This is a genomic window from Burkholderia pseudomultivorans (assembly GCF_001718415.1).
GTDB lineage: Bacteria > Pseudomonadota > Gammaproteobacteria > Burkholderiales > Burkholderiaceae > Burkholderia > Burkholderia pseudomultivorans_A.
The window spans coordinates 1675950-1698223 of the sequence record NZ_CP013378.1 but is presented as its reverse complement, the minus strand read 5'-3'; the positions used below and the strand labels follow the sequence as shown (position 1 = coordinate 1698223).

Below are 22274 nucleotides of genomic sequence, written 5' to 3'. Positions count from 1 at the left end.
ACGGCTATCGAGACAGACTTGTTATAGGATCAAGCCTTACGGGCAATTAGTATCGGTTAGCTGAACGCATTACTGCGCTTACACACCCGACCTATCAACGTCCTGGTCTCGAACGACCCTTCAAGGAGGTCAAGCCTCCAGGGATATCTCATCTTAAGGCGAGTTTCCCGCTTAGATGCTTTCAGCGGTTATCTCTTCCGAACATAGCTACCCGGCGATGCGACTGGCGTCACAACCGGTACACCAGAGGTTCGTCCACTCCGGTCCTCTCGTACTAGGAGCAGCCCCCTTCAAATATCCAACGCCCACGGCAGATAGGGACCAAACTGTCTCACGACGTTTTAAACCCAGCTCACGTACCTCTTTAAATGGCGAACAGCCATACCCTTGGGACCGGCTACAGCCCCAGGATGAGATGAGCCGACATCGAGGTGCCAAACACCGCCGTCGATATGAACTCTTGGGCGGTATCAGCCTGTTATCCCCAGAGTACCTTTTATCCGTTGAGCGATGGCCCTTCCATACAGAACCACCGGATCACTATGACCTGCTTTCGCACCTGCTCGACTTGTCGGTCTCGCAGTTAAGCACGCTTATGCCATTGCACTATCAGCACGATTTCCGACCGTACCTAGCGTACCTTCGTACTCCTCCGTTACCCTTTGGGAGGAGACCGCCCCAGTCAAACTGCCTACCATGCACTGTCCCCGATCCGGATCACGGACCAAGGTTAGAACCTCAAACAAACCAGGGTGGTATTTCAAGGACGGCTCCACCGAAACTAGCGTTTCGGTTTCATAGCCTCCCACCTATCCTACACAGATCGGTTCAAAGTCCAATGCAAAGCTACAGTAAAGGTTCATGGGGTCTTTCCGTCTAGCCGCGGGTAGATTGCATCATCACAAACACTTCAACTTCGCTGAGTCTCGGGAGGAGACAGTGTGGCCATCGTTACGCCATTCGTGCAGGTCGGAACTTACCCGACAAGGAATTTCGCTACCTTAGGACCGTTATAGTTACGGCCGCCGTTTACCGGGACTTCAATCAAGAGCTTGCACCCCATCATTTAATCTTCCGGCACCGGGCAGGCGTCACACCCTATACGTCCACTTTCGTGTTTGCAGAGTGCTGTGTTTTTATTAAACAGTCGCAGCCACCAGTTTATTGCAACCCCTTCACCCTCCTGGCGCAGGCCAGTCAAGCTACAAGGGCGTACCTTATCCCGAAGTTACGGTACCAATTTGCCGAGTTCCTTCTCCCGAGTTCTCTCAAGCGCCTTAGAATACTCATCTCGCCCACCTGTGTCGGTTTGCGGTACGGTCATCGTTAGACTGAAGCTTAGAGGCTTTTCTTGGAACCACTTCCAATTGCTTCGCTCCCGAAGGAGCTCGCGCCACACCCTTGAATTCCGCGCCCGGATTTGCCTAAGCGCCTTCTCCAATGCAGCGACCGGGACTTCCAACACCCGGACAACCTTCCGCGATCCGTCCCCCCATCGCATCTAACGACGGTGCAGGAATATTGACCTGCTTCCCATCAGCTACGCATTTCTGCCTCGCCTTAGGGGCCGACTCACCCTACGCCGATGAACGTTGCGTAGGAAACCTTGGGCTTACGGCGAGGGGGCCTTTCACCCCCTTTATCGCTACTCATGTCAGCATTCGCACTTCCGATACCTCCAGCACCCTTTACAAGGCACCTTCGCAGGCTTACGGAACGCTCTCCTACCATGCGAGCAAGCTCGCATCCGCAGCTTCGGTATATGGCTTAGCCCCGTTACATCTTCCGCGCAGGACGACTCGATCAGTGAGCTATTACGCTTTCTTTAAAGGGTGGCTGCTTCTAAGCCAACCTCCTGACTGTTTTAGCCTTCCCACTTCGTTTCCCACTTAGCCATATTTGGGGACCTTAGCTGGCGGTCTGGGTTGTTTCCCTCTTGACACCGGACGTTAGCACCCGATGTCTGTCTCCCGTGATTGCACTCTTCGGTATTCGGAGTTTGCTATGGCGGGGTAATCTGCAATAGACCCCCCAACCATGACAGTGCTCTACCCCCGAAGGTGAGACACGAGGCACTACCTAAATAGTTTTCGGAGAGAACCAGCTATTTCCAGGTTTGTTTAGCCTTTCACCCCTATCCACAGCTCATCCCCTAACTTTTCAACGTTAGTGGGTTCGGACCTCCAGTACGTGTTACCGCACCTTCATCCTGGCCATGGATAGATCACCTGGTTTCGGGTCTACGCCCAGCAACTGAACGCCCTATTCGGACTCGCTTTCGCTACGCCTGCCCTATACGGTTAAGCTTGCTACTGAACGTAAGTCGCTGACCCATTATACAAAAGGTACGCCGTCACCCCTTACGAGGCTCCGACTGTTTGTATGCATGCGGTTTCAGGATCTATTTCACTCCCCTCCCGGGGTTCTTTTCGCCTTTCCCTCACGGTACTGGTTCACTATCGGTCGATCACGAGTATTTAGCCTTGGAGGATGGTCCCCCCATCTTCAGACAGGATTTCACGTGTCCCGCCCTACTTGTCGTACACCTAGTTCTTTCATACTGTTTTCGCCTACAGGGCTATCACCTGCTATGGCCACACTTTCCAGAGCGTTCGGCTAACAATACAAATAAAGAGTACAAGGCTCATCCCATTTCGCTCGCCACTACTTTGGGAATCTCGGTTGATTTCTTTTCCTGCGGTTACTTAGATGTTTCAGTTCACCGCGTTCGCTTCACATGACCTATGTATTCAGCCATGGATACTCCATAAGGAGTGGGTTTCCCCATTCGGACATCCCCGGATCAAAGCTTGTTTGCCAGCTCCCCGGGGCTTTTCGCAGGCTACCGCGTCCTTCATCGCCTGTGATCGCCAAGGCATCCACCACATGCACTTGTTCGCTTGACCCTATAACGAGTCTGTCTCATCGACAGTCGCTACAGGTTGAGTTCTCGCGTTGTGCCGTATTCCAATTAGAGTCGAACAATGAAGTTCGAATCATCTTGAGATACATCGATACAATCACAACCCGGATAGTTTCCACGTCCATCTCAAAGACGCTTCCGCTATCCAAATTACTTACTTCTTCCAGATTGTTAAAGAACGACAGCCGATACAGTTTCCTGCATCACTCTGACTGGCTCAATCGCCAATGCCAAATCCTCGGTTCGCTTTCGAACCAAGCACTTCGCATTGAAGATTGGTGGAGGCAGACGGGATCGAACCGACGACCCCCTGCTTGCAAAGCAGGTGCTCTCCCAGCTGAGCTATGCCCCCATACAGAGACGCCCCAGGTTTCTTCGCCTGTCGGCATGGGGCACTCGTAAGCGCTAAAGCGCTAACGATCGCCGACACGCCAGACAACTTGGTGGGTCTGGTTGGATTCGAACCAACGACCCCCGCCTTATCAAGACGGTGCTCTAACCGACTGAGCTACAGACCCCTGAGTCTGTCTTGATTTACAGCCGATAAGCGTGAGCGCTCAACTTCGCGAGCTAGCTCTGGAAAGGAGGTGATCCAGCCGCACCTTCCGATACGGCTACCTTGTTACGACTTCACCCCAGTCATGAATCCTACCGTGGTGACCGTCCTCCTTGCGGTTAGACTAGCCACTTCTGGTAAAACCCACTCCCATGGTGTGACGGGCGGTGTGTACAAGACCCGGGAACGTATTCACCGCGGCATGCTGATCCGCGATTACTAGCGATTCCAGCTTCATGCACTCGAGTTGCAGAGTGCAATCCGGACTACGATCGGTTTTCTGGGATTAGCTCCCCCTCGCGGGTTGGCAACCCTCTGTTCCGACCATTGTATGACGTGTGAAGCCCTACCCATAAGGGCCATGAGGACTTGACGTCATCCCCACCTTCCTCCGGTTTGTCACCGGCAGTCTCCTTAGAGTGCTCTTGCGTAGCAACTAAGGACAAGGGTTGCGCTCGTTGCGGGACTTAACCCAACATCTCACGACACGAGCTGACGACAGCCATGCAGCACCTGTGCGCCGGTTCTCTTTCGAGCACTCCCGAATCTCTTCAGGATTCCGACCATGTCAAGGGTAGGTAAGGTTTTTCGCGTTGCATCGAATTAATCCACATCATCCACCGCTTGTGCGGGTCCCCGTCAATTCCTTTGAGTTTTAATCTTGCGACCGTACTCCCCAGGCGGTCAACTTCACGCGTTAGCTACGTTACTAAGGAAATGAATCCCCAACAACTAGTTGACATCGTTTAGGGCGTGGACTACCAGGGTATCTAATCCTGTTTGCTCCCCACGCTTTCGTGCATGAGCGTCAGTATTGGCCCAGGGGGCTGCCTTCGCCATCGGTATTCCTCCACATCTCTACGCATTTCACTGCTACACGTGGAATTCTACCCCCCTCTGCCATACTCTAGCCTGCCAGTCACAAATGCAGTTCCCAGGTTGAGCCCGGGGATTTCACATCTGTCTTAACAGACCGCCTGCGCACGCTTTACGCCCAGTAATTCCGATTAACGCTTGCACCCTACGTATTACCGCGGCTGCTGGCACGTAGTTAGCCGGTGCTTATTCTTCCGGTACCGTCATCCCCCGATCGTATTAGGACCAAGGATTTCTTTCCGGACAAAAGTGCTTTACAACCCGAAGGCCTTCTTCACACACGCGGCATTGCTGGATCAGGCTTTCGCCCATTGTCCAAAATTCCCCACTGCTGCCTCCCGTAGGAGTCTGGGCCGTGTCTCAGTCCCAGTGTGGCTGGTCGTCCTCTCAGACCAGCTACTGATCGTCGCCTTGGTAGGCCTTTACCCCACCAACTAGCTAATCAGCCATCGGCCAACCCTATAGCGCGAGGCCCGAAGGTCCCCCGCTTTCATCCGTGGATCGTATGCGGTATTAATCCGGCTTTCGCCGGGCTATCCCCCACTACAGGACATGTTCCGATGTATTACTCACCCGTTCGCCACTCGCCACCAGGTGCAAGCACCCGTGCTGCCGTTCGACTTGCATGTGTAAGGCATGCCGCCAGCGTTCAATCTGAGCCAGGATCAAACTCTTCAGTTCAAACCTGTTACTGTTTTCGGTTCTTTCGAACCGGTCGCTCACTCAAAGCTGACAGGTCAATGAATTACTTCATAAACCTGACTTACTTTAGTGTGAGACTCTTGATACTTTTGCTATCCCGATCCGAGGATCGGGTCTCGCTCACATCAAGCGCCCACACTTATCGGCTGTTAGTTTTTAAAGAGCATTCTGCGAGAGGCATCAGGCCTTCCAGCAGCGCTGCGTTTTCAGCAGCAGAGAAGCGAGATTATGAACCGTGTTTCGCAGATCGTCAACAACTTTTTGCTACTCAGCGTTGCGACTGCGGGGTTCTTCTTCCTTCGTCGCCAGGGCGCTCCATGCTGCAGCACACCGTCGACTCCGCTTCCCCCTTCCGCGCCGCGTTGCCGTCAGCGCGAAAGAGGCGTGATTCTAGGCACCCGCAGCCAAACACGCAAGCGCTTTGTGAAAATAGTCTGAAAAAGCCGCCGTGCGCTGCCGCGCACGGTGGCGCGCACCGGGCAGGCGGCCCGGACGGCCACGCCGATGCATCGCACCGGCGAGCAGTCCACGGGCGCCATCCCCGCTACCGCACCCTCAACGGTTCTTGAACTCCGGCTTCCGCTTTTCGACGAACGCCGCCATCCCTTCCTTCTGATCCTCGGTCGCGAACAACGAATGGAACAACCGGCGCTCGAAGTGAACGCCCTCGGCCAGCGTCGTCTCATACGCCCGATTCACCGACTCCTTGACCATCATGACCGCCGGCAGCGAAAACTCGGCGATCGTCGCCGCGGCCGCCAATGCCTCGTCGAGCAGCCTGTCCGCCGGCAGCACGCGCGACACGAGCCCCGCACGCTCCGCCTCGTCGGCATCCATGAAGCGCGCGGTCAGGCACATGTCCATCGCCTTCGCCTTCGACACCGCGCGAGGCAGGCGCTGCGTACCGCCCGCGCCCGGCATGACGCCCAGCTTGATCTCGGGCTGGCCGAACTTGGCCGTATCCGCCGCGAAGATGATGTCGCACATCATTGCGAGCTCGCAGCCGCCGCCCAGCGCAAAACCCGACACCGCGGCAATGATCGGCTTGCGGATCTGGCGAACCGTCTCCCAGTTGCGCGTGATGTAGTCGCCACGATAGACATCCATATAGGAATAGGTCGCCATCATGCCGATGTCGGCACCCGCCGCGAACGCCTTCTCGCTGCCCGTCACGACGATCGCCCCGATCGCGTCGTCCGCGTCGAATGCCTTCAGCGCGGCGCCCAACTCATCCATCAGCGCGTCGTTCAACGCATTCAGCGCCTTCGGACGGTTCAGCGTCACCAGCCCGACACGCCCCCGGGTCTCCACCAGGATGTTCTCGTAAGCCATCTATTTCTCCTCGATCAATGAATTGAGAAACGCCTCGCACATGCGAATAGTTTGATGCTACCATTCTCCGACCAACCGGTCGGTTAATTAATCGATCCAACCCCTCTCCACGTCCATCAGGCCGCCGTCATGACCCATGCACTGTTCACGAAGCACGAAGACACGCTGAAACACGCACTCGCCGCCATCGAGAGTCGCGGGTACTGGAGCCCGTTCGCGGAAATGCCGAGCCCCAAAGTGTACGGGGAAAGCGCCAGTGCAGACGGCGAAGCGGCGTTCAAATCGCATCTCGGCCAGACTTTCCGGATGGATCAGCCGGCGACCGGCGAGACGGTCGGCGCGGAGCAGTCACCGTATGGCATCGCACTGGGCATTCGCTATCCGAAATCGACGCCCGACGCACTGATCGCGGCGGCCGCCGCCGCGCAGCGCTCGTGGCGCGAAGCCGGGCCGAGTGCATGGATCGGCGTCAGCCTCGAAATCCTTGCGCGCCTGAATCGCGCGAGCTTCGAGATCGCGTACAGCGTGATGCACACCACGGGCCAGGCCTTCATGATGGCGTTCCAGGCCGGCGGCCCCCACGCGCAGGACCGCGCGCTCGAAGCAGTCGCCTATGCCTGGGACGAACTGCGCCGCATCCCCGCCGATGCGCACTGGGAAAAACCGCAGGGCAAGAACCCGCCGCTCGCGATGCACAAGCGCTACACGATCGCCCCGCGCGGCACCGGGCTCGTGCTCGGCTGCTGCACCTTCCCGACCTGGAACGGCTATCCGGGCCTGTTCGCCGATCTGGCGACCGGCAATACCGTTATCGTCAAACCTCATCCGGGCGCGATCCTGCCGCTCGCGATCACCGTCCGGATCGCCCGCGACGTACTGCGCGAAGCCGGCTTCGACCCGAACGTCGTCACGCTGCTCGCGACCGAGCCGAACGACGGCGCGCTCGTGCAGGACCTCGCGCTGCGCCCCGAGATCAAGCTGATCGACTTCACCGGCAGCACGCAGAACGGCACGTGGCTCGAACGCCATGCGCATCAGGCACAGGTCTATACCGAAAAGGCGGGCGTCAACCAGATCGTCATCGACTCGACCGACGACCTGAAGGCGGCGGTCAAGAACATCGCGTTCTCGCTGGCGCTGTATTCCGGCCAGATGTGCACGGCGCCGCAGAACATCTACGTGCCGCGCGACGGCATCCGGACGGCGGACGGCCATGCGAGCTTCGACGAAGTCGCCCAGGCAATCGCAGGCGCCGTGCAGAAGCTCACCGGCGACCCCGCCCGCTCGGTCGAACTGATCGGCGCGATCCAGAACGACGGCGTGACGGCGCGCATCGACGCCGCCCGCCAGCTCGGCCGCGTGCTCGCCGACAGCGCGACGCTGCAGCACCCCGCCTTCCCCGATGCCCGCGTGCGTACGCCGCTCGTGCTGCAGCTCGACGTGGCCGACCGCGAGAAATACACGCAGGAGTGGTTCGGCCCGATCTCGTTCGTGATCGCGACCGATTCGACCGCCCAGTCGCTCGATCTCGCCGGTGAAATCGCGGCGGAACACGGCGCGCTGACGCTGTCCGTCTACAGCACCGACGATGCCGTGATCGACGCCGCGCACGAGGCCGCGGTGCGCGGCGGCGTCGCGCTGTCGATCAACCTGACGGGCGGCGTGTTCGTCAACCAGTCGGCCGCGTTCTCCGACTTCCACGGCACCGGCGCCAACCCGGCAGCCAACGCGGCGCTGGCCGACGCCGCCTTCGTCGCCAACCGGTTCCGCGTGGTGCAAAGCCGCGTCCATGTTGCGCCGAAGGCCGCACCGGCGGAAGCCGGCCAAACGGCATAACCCGAACGGCCGACGTGCAAACGCCGCCAGGTTCTCTACCATGAACGAATCCGCCACCCGGCGGGTTCGCTGCTTACCGATACGCCCATGACTGACGCCTACATCTGCGACGCCATTCGCACCCCCATCGGCCGCTACGGCGGCGCCCTGAAAGACGTTCGCGCCGACGACCTCGGCGCGGTGCCGCTCAAGGCGCTCGTCGAGCGCAACCGCGACGTCGACTGGACGGCAATCGACGACGTGATCTACGGCTGCGCGAACCAGGCCGGCGAAGACAATCGCAACGTCGCGCGCATGTCCGCGCTGCTCGCCGGCCTGCCGACCGCCGTGCCGGGCACCACGCTGAACCGGCTGTGCGGCTCGGGCATGGACGCGGTCGGCACCGCCGCGCGCGCGATCAAGGCAGGGGAAGCGCGCCTGATGATTGCGGGCGGCGTCGAGAGCATGACGCGCGCGCCGTTCGTGATGGGCAAGGCCGCGAGCGCGTTCGCACGCCAGGCCGACATCTTCGATACGACGATCGGCTGGCGCTTCGTCAATCCGCTGATGAAGCAACAGTATGGCGTCGACTCGATGCCCGAGACCGCCGAGAACGTCGCGGTCGACTATGAGATCAGCCGCGCCGACCAGGATCTGTTCGCGCTGCGCAGCCAGCAGAAGGCCGCACGCGCGCAGCAGGACGGCACGCTCGCCGCGGAGATCGTCCCGGTCACGATTGCGCAGAAGAAAGGCGACCCGGTCGTCGTGTCGCGCGACGAACATCCGCGCGAGACGTCGCTCGAGGCGCTGGCGAAGCTGAAGGGCGTGGTACGCCCGGACGGCTCGGTGACGGCCGGCAACGCGTCGGGCGTCAACGACGGCGCATGCGCGCTGCTGCTCGCCAACGCGGAAGCGGCCGACCAGTACGGCCTGCGGCGGCGCGCGCGCGTGGTCGGCATGGCGACCGCCGGCGTCGAGCCGCGCGTGATGGGCATCGGCCCCGCGCCGGCCACGCAGAAGCTGCTGCGCCAGCTCGGCATGACGATCGATCAGTTCGACGTGATCGAGCTGAACGAGGCGTTCGCGTCGCAGGGCCTCGCGGTGCTGCGCATGCTCGGCGTCGCCGACGACGATCCGCGCGTGAACCCGAACGGCGGTGCGATCGCGCTCGGCCACCCGCTCGGCGCGTCGGGCGCACGGCTCGTGACCACGGCCCTGTACCAGCTCGAACGCACCGGCGGCCGCTTCGCGCTCTGTACGATGTGCATCGGCGTCGGCCAGGGCATCGCACTGGCCATCGAGCGCGTATAGCCAATCGACGCGCGCGCCGCCTATAACGAATTCATCAAGGAGACACTGCATGTCCTATCAGGCGATTCAGCTGGATATCGATCGGGACGCCCGCGTGGCGACGATCACCCTCAGCCGTCCCGACAAGCTGAACAGCTTCACGCGGGCGATGCATCGCGAGCTGCAGTCCGCGCTCGATGAAGTCGAAGCGTCCGGCGCGCGCGCGCTGATCCTGACCGGCGCCGGGCGCGGCTTCTGCGCCGGGCAGGATCTCGCCGATCTCGACTTCACGCCGGGTGCGTCCACCGACCTCGGCACGCTGATCGACGAGCATTTCAATCCGCTGATCCGCCGCCTGCAACGCCTGCCGATCCCGGTGATCGCCGCCGTCAACGGCACGGCCGCCGGCGCCGGCGCGAACCTCGCCCTCGCATGCGATCTCGTGCTCGCCGCGCGATCGAGCAGTTTCATCCAGGCATTCGTCAAGATCGGGCTCGTGCCCGATTCGGGCGGCACGTGGTTCCTGCCGCAGCGCGTCGGCATGGCGCGCGCGCTGGGGCTCGCGCTGACCGGCGACAAGCTCGGCGCCGAACAGGCCGAGCAATGGGGCCTGATCTGGCGCGCGGTCGACGACGACGCACTCGTCGCAACGGTCCGTCAACTCGCTGCGCAGCTTGCGCAGCAGCCGACGCTCGCGATCGCGTCGATCAAGCAGTCGATGCGCGAAAGCGTCACGCACACGCTCGACCAGCAGCTCGACCGGGAGCGCGACCTGCAACGCAAGCTCGGCCAGTCGCACGACTATGCGGAAGGCGTGAAGGCCTTCATCGAGAAGCGCGCGCCGCGCTTCGAGGGGCGTTGAGATGACGATCGCCACCGACACGCTCGATCCCGATGCGCTCGCCCGCGCGACCGCGCAGGCGATGTACGACGCCGATGCCTGCAGCCGCGCGCTCGGCATCGAAATCGACGAAGTGCGCGCCGGCTATGCGCGCCTGCGCATGCCCGTGCGCCCCGATTTCCTGAACGGCCACCAGATCTGCCACGGCGGCCTGATCTTCACGCTCGCCGATTCGACCTTCGCGTTCGCGTGCAACTCGTACAACGTCAACACGGTCGCGGCCGGCTGCTCGATCGAGTACCTGCGCCCCGTACACGGCGACGACGTGCTGACCGCCGAGGCGACCGAGCAGACGCGCCACGGCCGGCAAGGCATCTACGACATCCGCGTCACGAACCGCGCCGGCGAAACGGTCGCAATGTTTCGCGGCAAGTCCGCCCAGATCAAGGGCACCGTCATTCCCGAAGACCGCTGACGTCAACGGCTCGCATCGCACATAACAAACACTGGAGACAGGCATGACACCCCCGCTACCGCTCGAGCCGATCGAGACCGCCTCACGCGACGAGCTGACCGCGCTGCAGCTCGAACGCCTCAAGTGGTCGCTCCGGCATGCGTATGACAATTCCCCGGTCTACCGGCGCAAGTTCGACGACGCGGGCGTCCATCCCGACGACCTGACGACGCTCGCCGACCTGTCGCGCTTCCCGTTCACGACCAAGAGCGACCTGCGCGACAGCTACCCGTTCGGGATGTTCGCGGTGCCGCAGGAGCGCGTCTCGCGCATTCATGCGTCGTCCGGCACGACCGGCAAGCCGACGGTGGTCGGCTACACGGCGCGCGACATCGATACCTGGGCCAATCTCGTCGCGCGCTCGATCCGCGCGGCCGGCGCGCGCCCGGGCGACAAGGTGCACGTCAGCTACGGCTACGGGCTGTTTACGGGCGGGCTCGGCGCGCATTACGGCGCGGAGCGCGCGGGCTTGACCGTGATCCCGTTCGGCGGAGGCCAGACCGAGAAGCAGGTGCAGCTGATCCAGGATTTCCGGCCCGACATCATCATGGTCACGCCGAGCTACATGCTGTCGATCGCCGACGAAATCGAACGCCAGGGACTCGATCCCGCGCAGAGCTCGTTGCGCATCGGCATCTTCGGCGCGGAGCCGTGGACCAACGACATGCGCGCCGCGATCGAGCAGCGAATGGGGATCGACGCGGTCGACATCTACGGGCTGTCGGAGGTGATGGGCCCGGGCGTCGCGTCCGAGTGCGTCGAGACCAAGGACGGCCCGACGATCTGGGAGGATCACTTCTATCCCGAGATCATCGATCCCGACACCGGCGAGGTGCTCCCCGACGGCGAGTTCGGCGAACTCGTGTTCACGTCGCTGACGAAAGAAGCGCTGCCGATCATCCGCTACCGGACGCGCGACCTGACGCGCCTGCTGCCCGGCACCGCACGCACGATGCGGCGGATGGAAAAGATCACCGGCCGCTCGGACGACATGATGATCGTGCGCGGCGTCAACGTGTTTCCGACGCAGATCGAGGAACAGCTGCTGAAGCAGCGCGCGCTCGCGCCGCACTACCAGATCGTGCTGACCAAGGAAGGTCCGCTCGACGTGCTGACGCTCAACGTCGAACCGTGCCCCGAGACGGCGCCGGACACCGCGACGATCCAGGCGGCCGGGCAGGCGCTCGCGCACGACATCAAGTCGCTGATCGGCGTGACGGCCGTCATCAACGTGCTGCCCGTCAACGGGATCGAGCGCTCGGTCGGCAAGGCGCGGCGCGTGATCGACAAGCGCAAGGGCTGACGCGCGCAGCGCCCGGCAGCGCGGCGCACCAAACCGCGCGGCCGCTCAACGAAAAACAGCTCGACGGGCCTGCGCCTGTCGAGCTGTCTTCTTTTCGGGATGCCGAGGTGTTCCTGTCGGTCGAACGGTCCGGTCATCCGGCGCAGCGAACCGCACCGGCCTCCCCGGCTCACCTCACGAGTTCGGAAACAGCAGCCACATCCGGCCGACCTGCTTCATGCGCCCGGCCTGATCGCCGGCGTCGTAGCCGAGCCCCCAGAAATAGTCGGCCCGCACGCCGCCCTTGATCGCGGTGCCCGTATCCTGCGCGAACACCAGCCGGTTCATCGGCGTGTTCGTCAGCGGGCGCGTCGTCTGCAGGAACACCGGCGTGCCGAGCGGGATCGACGACGGATCGACCGCGATCGAGCGCTCCGGCGTCAGTGGCACGCCGAGCGCGCCGATCGGGCCGTCCGCGCCGCCGTGCGGCGCCTCTTCCTTCGACGGCATCTCGCGGAAGAACACGAAGCGCGGATTCGTGTCGAGCAGCGCATCGACGCGGCCCGGATTCGCCTTCGCCCAGGCCTTGATGCCCTGCATCGTCGCCTGCGCCGGCGTCAGCTCGCCGCGATCGAGCAGCCACTTGCCGATCGATCGGTACGGCTGGTTGTTGGTGCCGCCGAAGCCGACCCGCATCACCGAGCCGTCGTCGAGCAGCACGCGCCCCGAGCCCTGCACCTGCAGGAAGAACGCTTCGATCGGATCGTCGACCCACACGAGTTCGTTGCCGTTCAGCACGCCGCTGCGCTCGAGTTGCGCGCGCGCGGGCAGCGCGGCGCCGGCGCGATAGCCGGCCGGCCAGCGGTACAGCGCATATTGATAGGGGCCGCGCCGCACGCGCGAGCCGTGCAGCAGCGGCTCGTAATAGCCGGTCACGAGCCCGTCGAGCGTGCCGTCGGTGTTGGCGAGCTGGAACGGCGTGAAATAGGTTTCGAAGAACGCGCGCGCGCTGCTGGCGTCGAGTTCGTCGAGCCGGTCGGCGGCCGCGCACGCGCGCTGCCACGCCGGCTGACGCGCGAGCCGCACGCAGTTCTGCCGCAGCGCGGCGGTCGCGCCGATCAGCGAATCGTCCTGCCAGCCCGGCACCTGCTGCCACGCAACCGGCGTGAGCCGCTTCGCGGCAACCTGCCCCGGCACGATCGCCGCGCCGGTCGGCGGCTTCAGCGACGAAGTGCGCGTCGGCGCGCCGCCGCACGCGGCGAGCAGCGCGGCCGTCGCGACCGCCGCCGCCCAGCCGGCCACCCTGGGCCCAAACCACATACAATGTCCGTTCTTGATGGAAACCGCCATGTCAGATTTTCTCGACCAATATCCGATGCTCATCTTTGCGCTGGAAGCCTTTCTCGCGCTCGCCCTGCTGATCTTCATCGTCGTGTGGACAGCCTCGGGCCGGAAGAAACACGCCCGCAGCAACGACCGTCAGCCGCGCTGACCGCCCTGCACGCTCAATGCAGCGTGCGCGGCATGTGCAGCGCGAACTCGTCGACCGGCGCCTCGAAACGCTCGCCGTCCTCCGCCACGCAGAAATACGCGCCGCGCATCGTGCCGACCGGCGTCGCGATCACCGCCCAGCTCGTGTACTCGAACTGTTCGCCCGGCTGCAGCAGCGGCTGGTGCCCGACGACGCCGAGCCCCTTCACTTCCTGCACGTGGCTTTCGCTGTCCGTGATGATCCAGTGACGCGCGATCAGCTGCGCCGCGACCCGTCCGGTGTTGCGGATCGTCAGCGTGTATGCGAATGCATATTGACGGCGTTCGGGGTCGGATTGTTCCGGCAGGTAGCTGGTTTTCACCGAAACGGTGAACTGATACTGACTCATGGTGTTTCCGCTGGAGGATGATCGCCCGTGCCGGCAATGCGAACGACGGGGCCGCGGACGCGCCGCTTTGGTTCGGCATTCTGCTTGATGCGGAATCGGGCTGCAACCGCGCGGGCCGCCGGCGCGCGCCGGCCGGCGGACGGTAGAATGGCGGTTTTGCGCCGCAGCGTCCCCGCTCCCCTGTCATGACTCAATTCCGCATCGCTCCCAGCATCCTGTCGGCCGACTTCGCACGGCTCGGCGAAGAAGTCCGCAACGTGGTCGCCGCCGGCGCCGACTGGATCCACTTCGACGTGATGGACAACCATTACGTGCCGAACCTGACGATCGGCCCGCTCGTGTGCGAGGCGATCCGCCCGCACGTGCAGGTGCCGATCGACGTGCACCTGATGGTACGCCCGGTCGACCGGATCGTCCCCGATTTCGCGAAAGCCGGCGCGAACCTGATCAGCTTCCACCCGGAAGGCTCCGATCACATCGACCGCACGCTGACGCTGATCCGCGATCACGGCTGCAAGGCCGGCCTCGTGTTCAACCCGGCCACGCCGCTGAACTACCTCGACCACGTGATGGACCGGCTCGACTACGTGCTGCTGATGTCGGTGAACCCGGGCTTCGGCGGCCAGTCGTTCATTCCGGAAACGCTGAACAAGCTGCGCGAAACGCGCGCGCGCCTCGACGCGTACACCGAGCGCACCGGCCGCGAGATCCTGCTCGAGGTCGACGGCGGCGTGAAGACCGACAACATCGCGGAAATCGCGGCAGCCGGCGCGGACACCTTCGTCGCAGGCTCGGCGATCTTCGGCAAGCCCGATTACCGCAAGGTGATCGACGACATGCGCGCGGCGCTCGCCACCGTCGAGCGGAGCTGACGCCGTGTCCGACTCGCCGCTCGCCGGGCAAGCGCCGGCCGCCGCCGCGGCCGAAGGCCCGATCCGCTTCGCCGCGCCGCGCATCGACGCGGCGCTGATCGATCTCGACGGCACGATGGTCGACACGGCCGACGATTTCACGGCCGGCCTGAACGGCATGCTCGCGCAGCTCGACGCGCCGGCCACCTCGCGCGACGAGGTGATCGGCTATGTCGGCAAGGGCTCCGAGCACCTGATCCACAGCGTGCTGAAGCCGCGCTTCGCGGCCGACGACGCGCACGCGCGCTTCGACGAGGCGCTCGCGATCTACCAGACCGAATACGCGAAGATCAACGGCCGCCACACGCGCCTCTACCCCGACGTCGCGGCCGGCCTCGATGCACTGCGCGCGGCCGGCATCCGGCTCGCGTGCGTGACCAACAAGCCGCACCGCTTCGCGGTCGAGCTGCTCGAGCAATACGGGCTGATCGATCATTTCGGCATCGTGCTCGGCGGCGACAGCGTCGCGCGCAAGAAGCCCGATCCGCTGCCGATGCTGACTGCCTGCGATGCGCTCGGCGTCGCGCCGGACGCGGCCGTTGCGATCGGCGACTCGGAAAACGATGCGCTCGCGGGCCGCGCGGCCGGGATGGCGACGCTGACGGTGCCGTACGGCTACAACCACGGCAAAGCTATACAAACGATAAATTCGGATGGTATAGTCGATTCGTTGCTGGTCGCAGCCTGCGCGATCGTCGCGCACAACGCCGGCCGGCCAACCGTCTGATTATTTCTTCCATCCGCATGTTTCTGAATAAAAAACGGAGTCTGAGCAGCATCGACCGGGGAGCCTGGCCCTGGCGTCGCTGGTCGCGCTAACCTCTTCGATGAGGTACGCTGAAGCACGTCTTCAGCGCCGTTTTTTATCTCGCTGCGCATCCGCGCGCCGATCGTCGCACCATCCTGAGTTTTACCGCGCCCGAACGCCTGCGTTCAGGGGCGGTCGCAGGCTCGTGACGTTCACGCCCGGAGCGCCGGCCGGCAACAGGCACTTCTCGATCGACCGCCCTTTCGCCGACGGCCACCCGCGCAGCGTCAAGTGATCCCTGGCGCACGCGCCGCTCGTCCCGAACAGGACCGGAACATGACCGAACTCGAATTCCAATCGCTTGCGAACGAAGGCTACAACCGCATCCCGCTGATCGCCGAAGCCCTCGCCGACCTCGAAACGCCGCTGTCCCTCTACCTGAAGCTGGCCCAGCCCGAACGCGCGGGCGCCAACTCGTTCCTGCTCGAATCGGTGGTCGGCGGCGAACGCTTCGGCCGCTACTCGTTCATCGGCCTGCCGGCGCGCACGCTCGTGGGCACCCGCAACGGCGTCTCCGAAGTCGTGCGGGACGGCCAGGTCGTCGAGACGCACGACGGCGACCCGTTCGAATTCATCGCCTCGTTCCAGGCCCGCTTCAAGGTCGCGCAGCGCCCGGGCCTGCCGCGCTTCTGCGGCGGCCTCGCCGGCTACTTCGGCTACGACGCGGTGCGCTACATCGAGAAGAAGCTCGCACACACCGCGCCGCGCGACGATCTCGGCCTGCCCGACATCCAGCTGCTGCTGACCGAGGAAGTCGCGGTGATCGACAACCTCGCCGGCAAGCTGTACCTGATCATCTATGCGGACCCGAGCCAGTCCGAGGCGTACACGAAGGCGAAGCAGCGCCTGCGCGAGCTCAAGCAGCGGTTGCGCGCGACCGTGCAGCCGCCCGTCACGTCGGCGAGCGTGCGCACCGAGACGTTCCGCGAGTTCAAGAAGGAAGACTATCTGGCCGCCGTGCGCCAGGCGAAGGAATACATCGCGGCCGGCGAGCTGATGCAGATCCAGGTCGGCCAGCGCCTGACGAAGCCGTACCGCGACAATCCGCTGTCGCTGTACCGCGCGCTGCGCTCGCTGAATCCGTCGCCGTACATGTACTACTACAACTTCGGCGACTTCCACGTGGTCGGCGCGTCGCCGGAAATCCTCGTGCGCCAGGAAAAGCGCGGCGACGACCAGATCGTCACGATCCGCCCGCTCGCCGGCACGCGCCCGCGCGGCAACACGCCCGAGCGCGACGCCGAACTCGCGACCGAGCTGCTGAACGATCCGAAGGAAATCGCCGAGCACGTGATGCTGATCGACCTCGCGCGCAACGACGTCGGCCGCATCGCGGAAATCGGCTCGGTGCAGGTGACCGACCAGATGGTGATCGAGAAGTACTCGCACGTGCAGCACATCGTCAGCTCGGTCGAAGGCAAGCTGAAGCCCGGCATGACGAACTACGACGTGCTGCGCGCGACGTTCCCGGCCGGCACGCTGTCCGGCGCGCCGAAGGTGCGCGCGATGGAGCTGATCGACGAGCTCGAGCCGGTCAAGCGCGGGCTGTACGGCGGCGCGGTCGGCTACCTGTCGTTCTCCGGCGAGATGGATCTCGCGATCGCGATCCGCACGGGCCTGATCCACAACGGCAACCTGTATGTGCAAGCGGCGGCCGGCGTCGTCGCGGATTCGGTGCCCGAATCCGAATGGCAAGAGACCGAGAACAAGGCGCGCGCGGTGCTGCGTGCGGCCGAACAGGTCCAGGACGGCCTCGATAGCGACTTCTGACGGAGACTGACCATGCTGCTCATGATCGACAACTACGACTCGTTCACCTACAACCTGGTCCAGTACTTCGGCGAACTGGGCGAGGACGTGCACACCTACCGCAACGACGAAATCACGCTCGACGACATCGCGCGCCTGAATCCCGACGCGATCTGCCTGTCGCCGGGCCCGAGCAACCCGCAGCACGCGGGCATCACGCTCGACGTGCTGCGCGAATTCGCGGGCAAGAAGCCGATCCTCGGCGTGTGCCTCGGCCACCAGGCGATCGGCGAGGCGTTCGGCGGCCGCGTCGTGCGCGCGAAAACCATCATGCACGGCAAGGTGAGCAGGATCGAAACCGACTGCCGCGGCGTGTTCGCCGACCTGCCGAAGCACTTCGACGTCACGCGCTATCACTCGCTCGCGGTCGAGCGCGAATCGCTGCCCGACTGCCTCGAGGTGTCCGCGTGGACTGACGACGGCGAGATCATGGGCCTGCGCCACAAGACGCTGCCGATCGAAGGCGTGCAGTTCCATCCGGAATCGATCCTGTCCGAGCATGGCCATGCACTGCTCGAGAATTTCCTCAAGCAGGCCCGCGCGGCCGCGCATGCCGCCTGACGGAGCCCGACGATGACGATTACCCCGCAGGAAGCGTTACAGCGCACGATCGAGCACCGCGAGATCTTCCACGACGAGATGCTGCACCTGATGCGGCTCATCATGCGCGGCGACATGTCGCCGGTGATGGCGGCCGCGATCATCACCGGGCTGCGCGTGAAGAAGGAGACGATCGGCGAGATCGCCGCCGCCGCGACCGTGATGCGCGAATTCGCGAACCACGTCGAGGTGCAGGACAACTCGAACTTCGTCGACATCGTCGGCACCGGCGGCGACGGCTCGCACACGTTCAATATCTCGACCGCGTCGATGTTCGTCACGGCCGCGGCCGGCGCGAAGGTCGCGAAGCACGGCAACCGCGGCGTATCGAGCAAGTCCGGCAGCGCCGACGTGCTCGAGGCGCTCGGCGTGAACATCGACCTGCAGCCCGACCAGGTCGCGGCGTCGATCGCCGAGACCGGCATGGGCTTCATGTTCGCGCCGAACCATCATCCGGCGATGAAGAACATCGCGGCCGTGCGCCGCGAACTCGGCGTGCGCACGATCTTCAACATCCTCGGCCCGCTCACCAATCCGGCCGGCGCGCCGAATCAGCTGATGGGCGTGTTCCACCCCGATCTCGTCGGCATCCAGGTGCGCGTGATGCAGCGCCTCGGCGCGCAGCACGTGCTCGTCGTGTACGGCAAGGACGGGATGGACGAGGTGTCGCTCGGCGCCGCGACGCTCGTCGGCGAACTGCGCGACGGCCAGGTGCACGAATACGAGATCCATCCGGAGGACTTCGGCCTGCAGATGGTGTCGAACCGCACGCTGAAGGTGGAAAATGCCGAGGAATCGCGCGCGATGCTGCTCGGCGCGCTCGACAACCAGCCGGGCGTCGCACGCGAGATCGTCACGCTGAACGCGGGCACCGCGTTGTACGCGGCGAACGTCGCCGCGTCGATCGCGGACGGCATCCAGCTGGCCCGCGAGGCGATCGCGACCGGCAAGGCGCGCGCGAAAGTCGACGAACTCGTGCGCTTCACGCAGCAGTTCAAGCGCTGACTCCCCTTACGAATCAAGCAGGAAACCCCATGAGCGACATTCTCGACCGAATCATCGCCGTCAAGCACGAAGAAGTCGCGGCGGCCATGCGCAGCACGCCGCTCGAGGCACTGAAGCTGGAAGCGTCCGCGCGCGACCGGCGCGACTTCGTCGGCGCGCTGCAAGCGAAGCACGCGGCCGGCCACGCGGCGGTGATCGCCGAAATCAAGAAGGCCAGCCCGTCCAAGGGCGTGCTGCGCGAGCATTTCGTGCCGGCCGACATCGCGCGCTCGTATGCGGCGCACGGCGCCGCGTGCCTGTCGGTGCTGACCGACGCGCAGTTCTTCCAGGGCGGCGCGCGCTATCTCGAGGAAGCGCGCGCGGCCTGCGCGCTGCCGGTGCTGCGCAAGGACTTCATCGTCGACGCGTACCAGATCGTCGAAGCGCGCGCGATGGGCGCCGACGCGATCCTGCTGATCGCGGCCGCGCTCGACACGCCGCTGATGCAGGATCTCGAGGCGTACGCGCACTCGCTCGGCCTCGCGGTGCTGGTCGAAGTGCACGACCGCAACGAAATGGAACAGGCGCTGACGCTCAAGACGCCGCTGCTCGGCATCAACAACCGCAACCTGCGCACCTTCGAGACGTCGATCCAGACGACGCTCGACATGCTCGACATGATTCCGCAGGACCGCATCGTCGTGACCGAATCGGGCATCCTGTCGCGCACCGACGTCGACACGATGCGCGCGGCGAACGTCAACACGTTCCTCGTCGGCGAGGCGTTCATGCGCGCCGACCAGCCGGGCGAGGAACTCGCACGGATGTTCTTCTGATGGCGATCGAAAAGGAAATCAAGCTCGCGCTGCCGGACGGCCAGGCCGACGCCGCGCGCCGCTTCTTCGAGACGCTGACCGGCGAGCCCGGCCGCGAGATCGCGCTCGCAAACGTCTATTACGACACGCCCGAACTCGCGCTGGCCCGCTCGAAGAGCGCGGTGCGCGTGCGCCGCACGCCGCAGGGCTGGCTGCAGACGTTCAAGACGGTCGGCAGCGCCGAAGGCGGCCTGCATCGTCGGCATGAATGGGAACTGCCGGTCGCCGGCGACGCGCTGGAAGTCGATGCGCTCGTCGCCGCCTGCGACGTGCCGGACGCCGCCGCCGCGCTGCGCGACGCGGCGCAGACGCTGCATGCGCTGTTCCGCACGGATTTTTCGCGTACGCTGTGGCGCATCGCGATCGGCGGCGCGACTGTCGAAGCCGCGGTGGATCTCGGCGAGATCGTCGTGCAGGCGGAGCATGAAACGCGCCGCGAACCGATCAGCGAGATCGAACTCGAATTGATCGACGGCCCGGAAGCGGCGCTCGCGACGCTTGCCGCCGAACTGCAGCAGGCGCTGCCGGGTCTCGCTCCCGAAAACATCAGCAAGGCGCAGCGCGGCTACCGGCTGCGCACGCAATAAACACGCATCACGCATGGCAACCCGCAAGACTTCCCGCGCGCCGCAACAGGCGTCGCTATTCGATGATCCCGTGCCGGAAACGGCACCGGCCGACACGTCGGCCGCCCCGGCTCCAGCATCGCCTTCGGCCGGACGCAAAGCCGCGAAGCAGGCCGCCGCTTCGGCCCCGGCCTCACCGCAGCCGGTCGCGAGCGACATCCCGCACCTCGCCGCGCAGTTCGACGCGCTGCCGGCCGCCTGGCGCGACGTGCTGAAACCGTTCACCGACAGCGACGCCTACGCGCCGCTGTGCCGCTTCGTCGACGACGAGCGCGCGGCCGGCAAGACCGTCTACCCGACCGACGTGTTCCGCGCGCTGCGACTGACGAGCCCCGACGACGTGAAGGTGGTGATCCTCGGCCAGGACCCGTACCACGGCGACGACCGCGGCACGCCGCAGGCGCACGGCCTTGCGTTCTCGGTGCCGCCGGCGGTCCGCACGCCGCCGTCGCTGCGCAACATCTTCAAGGAAATCGCCGCGAACTTCGGTCACGACACGCCGCGCCACGGCTGTCTCGACACCTGGGCACGCCAGGGCGTGCTGCTGCTCAACACCGTGCTGACGGTCGAGCGCGGCGCGGCCGCAAGCCATGCGAAGCGCGGCTGGGAACAATGCACGGACACGCTGATCCGCGAACTCGCCAGCCGCCATCGTGGACTCGTGTTCATGTTGTGGGGCGCGCATGCGCAGGCGAAGCGCGCGCTGTTCGACGCAAGTGCGCACTGCGTGCTCGAAGCGCCGCACCCTTCGCCGCTGTCCGCGCATCGCGGCTTCCTCGGCTGCCGTCATTTCGCGCTCGCGAACGACTATCTCGCCGAACAGCACCGCGAGCCGATCGACTGGCGCCTGCCGGAGGTCGCGGAGACGCTCGCGTAACGGCGACTGCGCCGCGTCCTGCGTCGGCCGCAACGCAAAAGCGCCGCGCCCCTGTCGGGACGCGGCGCTTTTTGTTTTCAGATCGAGCCGCGGGCGCACGACGCCCGCGTCCAGTCTTACGCGGCGGCGATCGCCTCGCGTGCGCCGGCCAGCGCCGCGCTTTGCGATTCCGGGCCCATGTTCAGGCCTTCCGCGTAGATGAAGCTCACGTCGGTCATGCCGACGAAGCCGAGGAACGAACGCAGGTACGGCGTCTGGCTGTCGTGCGGGGTGCCCGCGTACTTGCCGCCGCGCGCCGACACGACGTACACCTTCTTGCCCTTGATGAGGCCTTCCGGGCCGTTCTCGGTGTAGCGGAACGTGACGCCGGCGCGGGCGATCCAGTCGAAGTAGGTCTTCAGTTGCGACGAGATGCCGAAGTTGTACATCGGCGCGCCGATCACGATGACGTCGGCGGCCTGCAGCTCGGCGATCAGCGCATCGCTCTTCGCGACGATCGCATTCTGCTCCGCGCTGCGGTTCTCGGCCGGCGTGAAGAACGCGCCGAGCACCGATTCGTCCAGATGCGGCAGCCCGTCGGTCAGCAGGTCGCGGACCACGACCTTCGCACCGGGATTCGATTGTTGCAGCTTTGCCGTCAGTTCGTTGGACAGCAGCGTGGATTGCGCGCCTTGCGAACGCGCCGCGGAATTGATTTGCAGAATGGTCGTCATGTCAGGCTCCGGTTGGGGTGCGCTTCGGTAGCGCGAGTGACGCCATTGTGCGTGGCCGCA

At 64.2% G+C, this 22274-nt stretch carries 18 protein-coding genes, 2 tRNA genes and 2 rRNA genes; 14 read left to right on the top strand and 8 right to left on the bottom strand.

Annotated elements, in window-relative coordinates; translation table 11 throughout:
- Positions 1-25 precede the first annotated feature (25 nt).
- The 5 genes from WS57_RS20210 to WS57_RS20190 form a co-directional block, all read right to left on the bottom strand.
- Positions 26-2906, bottom strand: a 23S ribosomal RNA gene (locus WS57_RS20210).
- 293 nt (positions 2907-3199) lie between these two features.
- Positions 3200-3275: transfer RNA gene (locus WS57_RS20205), tRNA-Ala, on the bottom strand.
- A gap of 89 nt (positions 3276-3364) precedes the next feature.
- Positions 3365-3441 (bottom strand) — tRNA-Ile (locus WS57_RS20200).
- A 62-nt stretch (positions 3442-3503) separates the two neighbouring features.
- A 16S ribosomal RNA gene (locus WS57_RS20195) occupies positions 3504-5036 on the bottom strand.
- The 16S and 23S rRNA genes sit together here with 2 tRNA genes alongside, the layout of an rRNA operon.
- A 576-nt stretch (positions 5037-5612) precedes the next feature.
- Positions 5613-6389 (bottom strand): enoyl-CoA hydratase, encoded by a 777-nt coding sequence (locus tag WS57_RS20190; RefSeq protein WP_009689124.1) that lies wholly within the window; start codon positions 6387-6389, stop codon positions 5613-5615.
- Between the two features lie 129 nt (positions 6390-6518).
- On the opposite strand from WS57_RS20190, the gene paaN reads away from it, so the two are divergent.
- The 5 genes from paaN to paaK all read left to right on the top strand — a co-directional run bounded on the left by paaN (position 6519) and on the right by paaK (position 12152).
- Positions 6519-8225: a phenylacetic acid degradation protein PaaN gene (paaN, locus tag WS57_RS20185; RefSeq protein ID WP_059514690.1), complete on the top strand. Its 1707-nt coding sequence runs from the start codon at positions 6519-6521 to the stop codon at positions 8223-8225.
- An 87-nt stretch (positions 8226-8312) separates the two neighbouring features.
- Positions 8313-9515 carry a 3-oxoadipyl-CoA thiolase gene (pcaF, locus tag WS57_RS20180; protein ID WP_059514689.1) on the top strand — a complete coding sequence of 401 codons (1203 nt, stop codon included), beginning with the start codon at positions 8313-8315 and terminating at the stop codon, positions 9513-9515.
- 49 nt (positions 9516-9564) lie between these two features.
- Positions 9565-10356 carry a 2-(1,2-epoxy-1,2-dihydrophenyl)acetyl-CoA isomerase PaaG gene (paaG, locus tag WS57_RS20175; protein ID WP_060297119.1) on the top strand — a complete coding sequence of 264 codons (792 nt, stop codon included), beginning with the start codon at positions 9565-9567 and terminating at the stop codon, positions 10354-10356.
- Between the two features lies 1 nt (position 10357).
- Complete coding sequence (paaI, locus tag WS57_RS20170) at positions 10358-10810, top strand: hydroxyphenylacetyl-CoA thioesterase PaaI (RefSeq protein WP_040126573.1); 453 nt, start codon at positions 10358-10360, stop codon at positions 10808-10810.
- A gap of 43 nt (positions 10811-10853) precedes the next feature.
- A complete protein-coding gene (gene paaK, locus WS57_RS20165) occupies positions 10854-12152 on the top strand; it encodes a phenylacetate--CoA ligase PaaK (protein ID WP_059514685.1) in 1299 nt (432 codons plus the stop codon).
- A gap of 174 nt (positions 12153-12326) precedes the next feature.
- Here the strand turns inward: paaK and WS57_RS20160 are convergent, their stop codons facing one another.
- The gene (locus tag WS57_RS20160) at positions 12327-13451 is read right to left on the bottom strand and encodes a murein transglycosylase A (protein WP_069244765.1); all 1125 of its coding nucleotides are present in this window, start codon (positions 13449-13451) and stop codon (positions 12327-12329) included.
- Positions 13452-13479: 28 nt separating this feature from the next.
- Between WS57_RS20160 and WS57_RS38085 the strand changes: the two genes are divergently transcribed.
- Positions 13480-13623: a hypothetical protein gene (locus tag WS57_RS38085; RefSeq protein WP_040128705.1), complete on the top strand. Its 144-nt coding sequence runs from the start codon at positions 13480-13482 to the stop codon at positions 13621-13623.
- A gap of 13 nt (positions 13624-13636) precedes the next feature.
- Here WS57_RS38085 and apaG read toward each other — a convergent pair whose 3' ends face one another.
- Positions 13637-14011, bottom strand: coding sequence for a Co2+/Mg2+ efflux protein ApaG (apaG, locus tag WS57_RS20155; RefSeq protein ID WP_069244764.1), 375 nt, complete (start codon positions 14009-14011; stop codon positions 13637-13639).
- Between the two features lie 185 nt (positions 14012-14196).
- On the opposite strand from apaG, the gene rpe reads away from it, so the two are divergent.
- The 8 genes from rpe (at position 14197) to WS57_RS20115 (ending at position 21501) form a co-directional block, all read left to right on the top strand.
- Entirely contained in the window at positions 14197-14883 is a 687-nt protein-coding gene (gene rpe / locus WS57_RS20150) for a ribulose-phosphate 3-epimerase (protein WP_009691562.1), read from the top strand.
- Positions 14884-14887: 4 nt separating this feature from the next.
- The gene (locus WS57_RS20145) at positions 14888-15649 is read left to right on the top strand and encodes a phosphoglycolate phosphatase (RefSeq protein WP_009691561.1); all 762 of its coding nucleotides are present in this window, start codon (positions 14888-14890) and stop codon (positions 15647-15649) included.
- 357 nt (positions 15650-16006) lie between these two features.
- Complete coding sequence (trpE, locus tag WS57_RS20140) at positions 16007-17500, top strand: anthranilate synthase component I (protein ID WP_069244763.1); 1494 nt, start codon at positions 16007-16009, stop codon at positions 17498-17500.
- Between the two features lie 12 nt (positions 17501-17512).
- Entirely contained in the window at positions 17513-18100 is a 588-nt protein-coding gene (locus WS57_RS20135; RefSeq protein WP_059603898.1) for an aminodeoxychorismate/anthranilate synthase component II, read from the top strand.
- A gap of 12 nt (positions 18101-18112) precedes the next feature.
- On the top strand, positions 18113-19144 hold the full coding sequence (trpD, locus tag WS57_RS20130; protein WP_059603895.1) for an anthranilate phosphoribosyltransferase: 1032 nt from the start codon (positions 18113-18115) through the stop codon (positions 19142-19144).
- A 29-nt stretch (positions 19145-19173) separates the two neighbouring features.
- Complete coding sequence (gene trpC, locus WS57_RS20125) at positions 19174-19959, top strand: indole-3-glycerol phosphate synthase TrpC (RefSeq protein WP_059478299.1); 786 nt, start codon at positions 19174-19176, stop codon at positions 19957-19959.
- Positions 19959-20585, top strand: coding sequence for a CYTH domain-containing protein (locus WS57_RS20120; protein WP_069244762.1), 627 nt, complete (start codon positions 19959-19961; stop codon positions 20583-20585). Before trpC ends, WS57_RS20120 begins: the two co-directional genes overlap by 1 nt.
- A gap of 13 nt (positions 20586-20598) precedes the next feature.
- Entirely contained in the window at positions 20599-21501 is a 903-nt protein-coding gene (locus tag WS57_RS20115) for a uracil-DNA glycosylase (RefSeq protein ID WP_009691555.1), read from the top strand.
- Positions 21502-21617: 116 nt separating this feature from the next.
- Here the strand turns inward: WS57_RS20115 and WS57_RS20110 are convergent, their stop codons facing one another.
- The gene (locus WS57_RS20110; RefSeq protein WP_009691554.1) at positions 21618-22214 is read right to left on the bottom strand and encodes an FMN-dependent NADH-azoreductase; all 597 of its coding nucleotides are present in this window, start codon (positions 22212-22214) and stop codon (positions 21618-21620) included.
- Between the last annotated feature and the right edge of the window lie 60 nt (positions 22215-22274).

Coding starts and splice junctions, on each gene's coding strand:
- WS57_RS20190 (WP_009689124.1), bottom strand. CDS start 6,389: ATGGCTTACGAGAACATCCTGGTGGAGACCCGGGGGCGTGTCGGGCTG.
- paaN (WP_059514690.1), top strand. CDS start 6,519: ATGACCCATGCACTGTTCACGAAGCACGAAGACACGCTGAAACACGCA.
- pcaF (WP_059514689.1), top strand. CDS start 8,313: ATGACTGACGCCTACATCTGCGACGCCATTCGCACCCCCATCGGCCGC.
- paaG (WP_060297119.1), top strand. CDS start 9,565: ATGTCCTATCAGGCGATTCAGCTGGATATCGATCGGGACGCCCGCGTG.
- paaI (WP_040126573.1), top strand. CDS start 10,358: ATGACGATCGCCACCGACACGCTCGATCCCGATGCGCTCGCCCGCGCG.
- paaK (WP_059514685.1), top strand. CDS start 10,854: ATGACACCCCCGCTACCGCTCGAGCCGATCGAGACCGCCTCACGCGAC.
- WS57_RS20160 (WP_069244765.1), bottom strand. CDS start 13,451: ATGTGGTTTGGGCCCAGGGTGGCCGGCTGGGCGGCGGCGGTCGCGACG.
- WS57_RS38085 (WP_040128705.1), top strand. CDS start 13,480: ATGTCAGATTTTCTCGACCAATATCCGATGCTCATCTTTGCGCTGGAA.
- apaG (WP_069244764.1), bottom strand. CDS start 14,011: ATGAGTCAGTATCAGTTCACCGTTTCGGTGAAAACCAGCTACCTGCCG.
- rpe (WP_009691562.1), top strand. CDS start 14,197: ATGACTCAATTCCGCATCGCTCCCAGCATCCTGTCGGCCGACTTCGCA.
- trpE (WP_069244763.1), top strand. CDS start 16,007: ATGACCGAACTCGAATTCCAATCGCTTGCGAACGAAGGCTACAACCGC.
- WS57_RS20135 (WP_059603898.1), top strand. CDS start 17,513: ATGCTGCTCATGATCGACAACTACGACTCGTTCACCTACAACCTGGTC.
- trpD (WP_059603895.1), top strand. CDS start 18,113: ATGACGATTACCCCGCAGGAAGCGTTACAGCGCACGATCGAGCACCGC.
- trpC (WP_059478299.1), top strand. CDS start 19,174: ATGAGCGACATTCTCGACCGAATCATCGCCGTCAAGCACGAAGAAGTC.
- WS57_RS20120 (WP_069244762.1), top strand. CDS start 19,959: ATGGCGATCGAAAAGGAAATCAAGCTCGCGCTGCCGGACGGCCAGGCC.
- WS57_RS20115 (WP_009691555.1), top strand. CDS start 20,599: ATGGCAACCCGCAAGACTTCCCGCGCGCCGCAACAGGCGTCGCTATTC.
- WS57_RS20110 (WP_009691554.1), bottom strand. CDS start 22,214: ATGACGACCATTCTGCAAATCAATTCCGCGGCGCGTTCGCAAGGCGCG.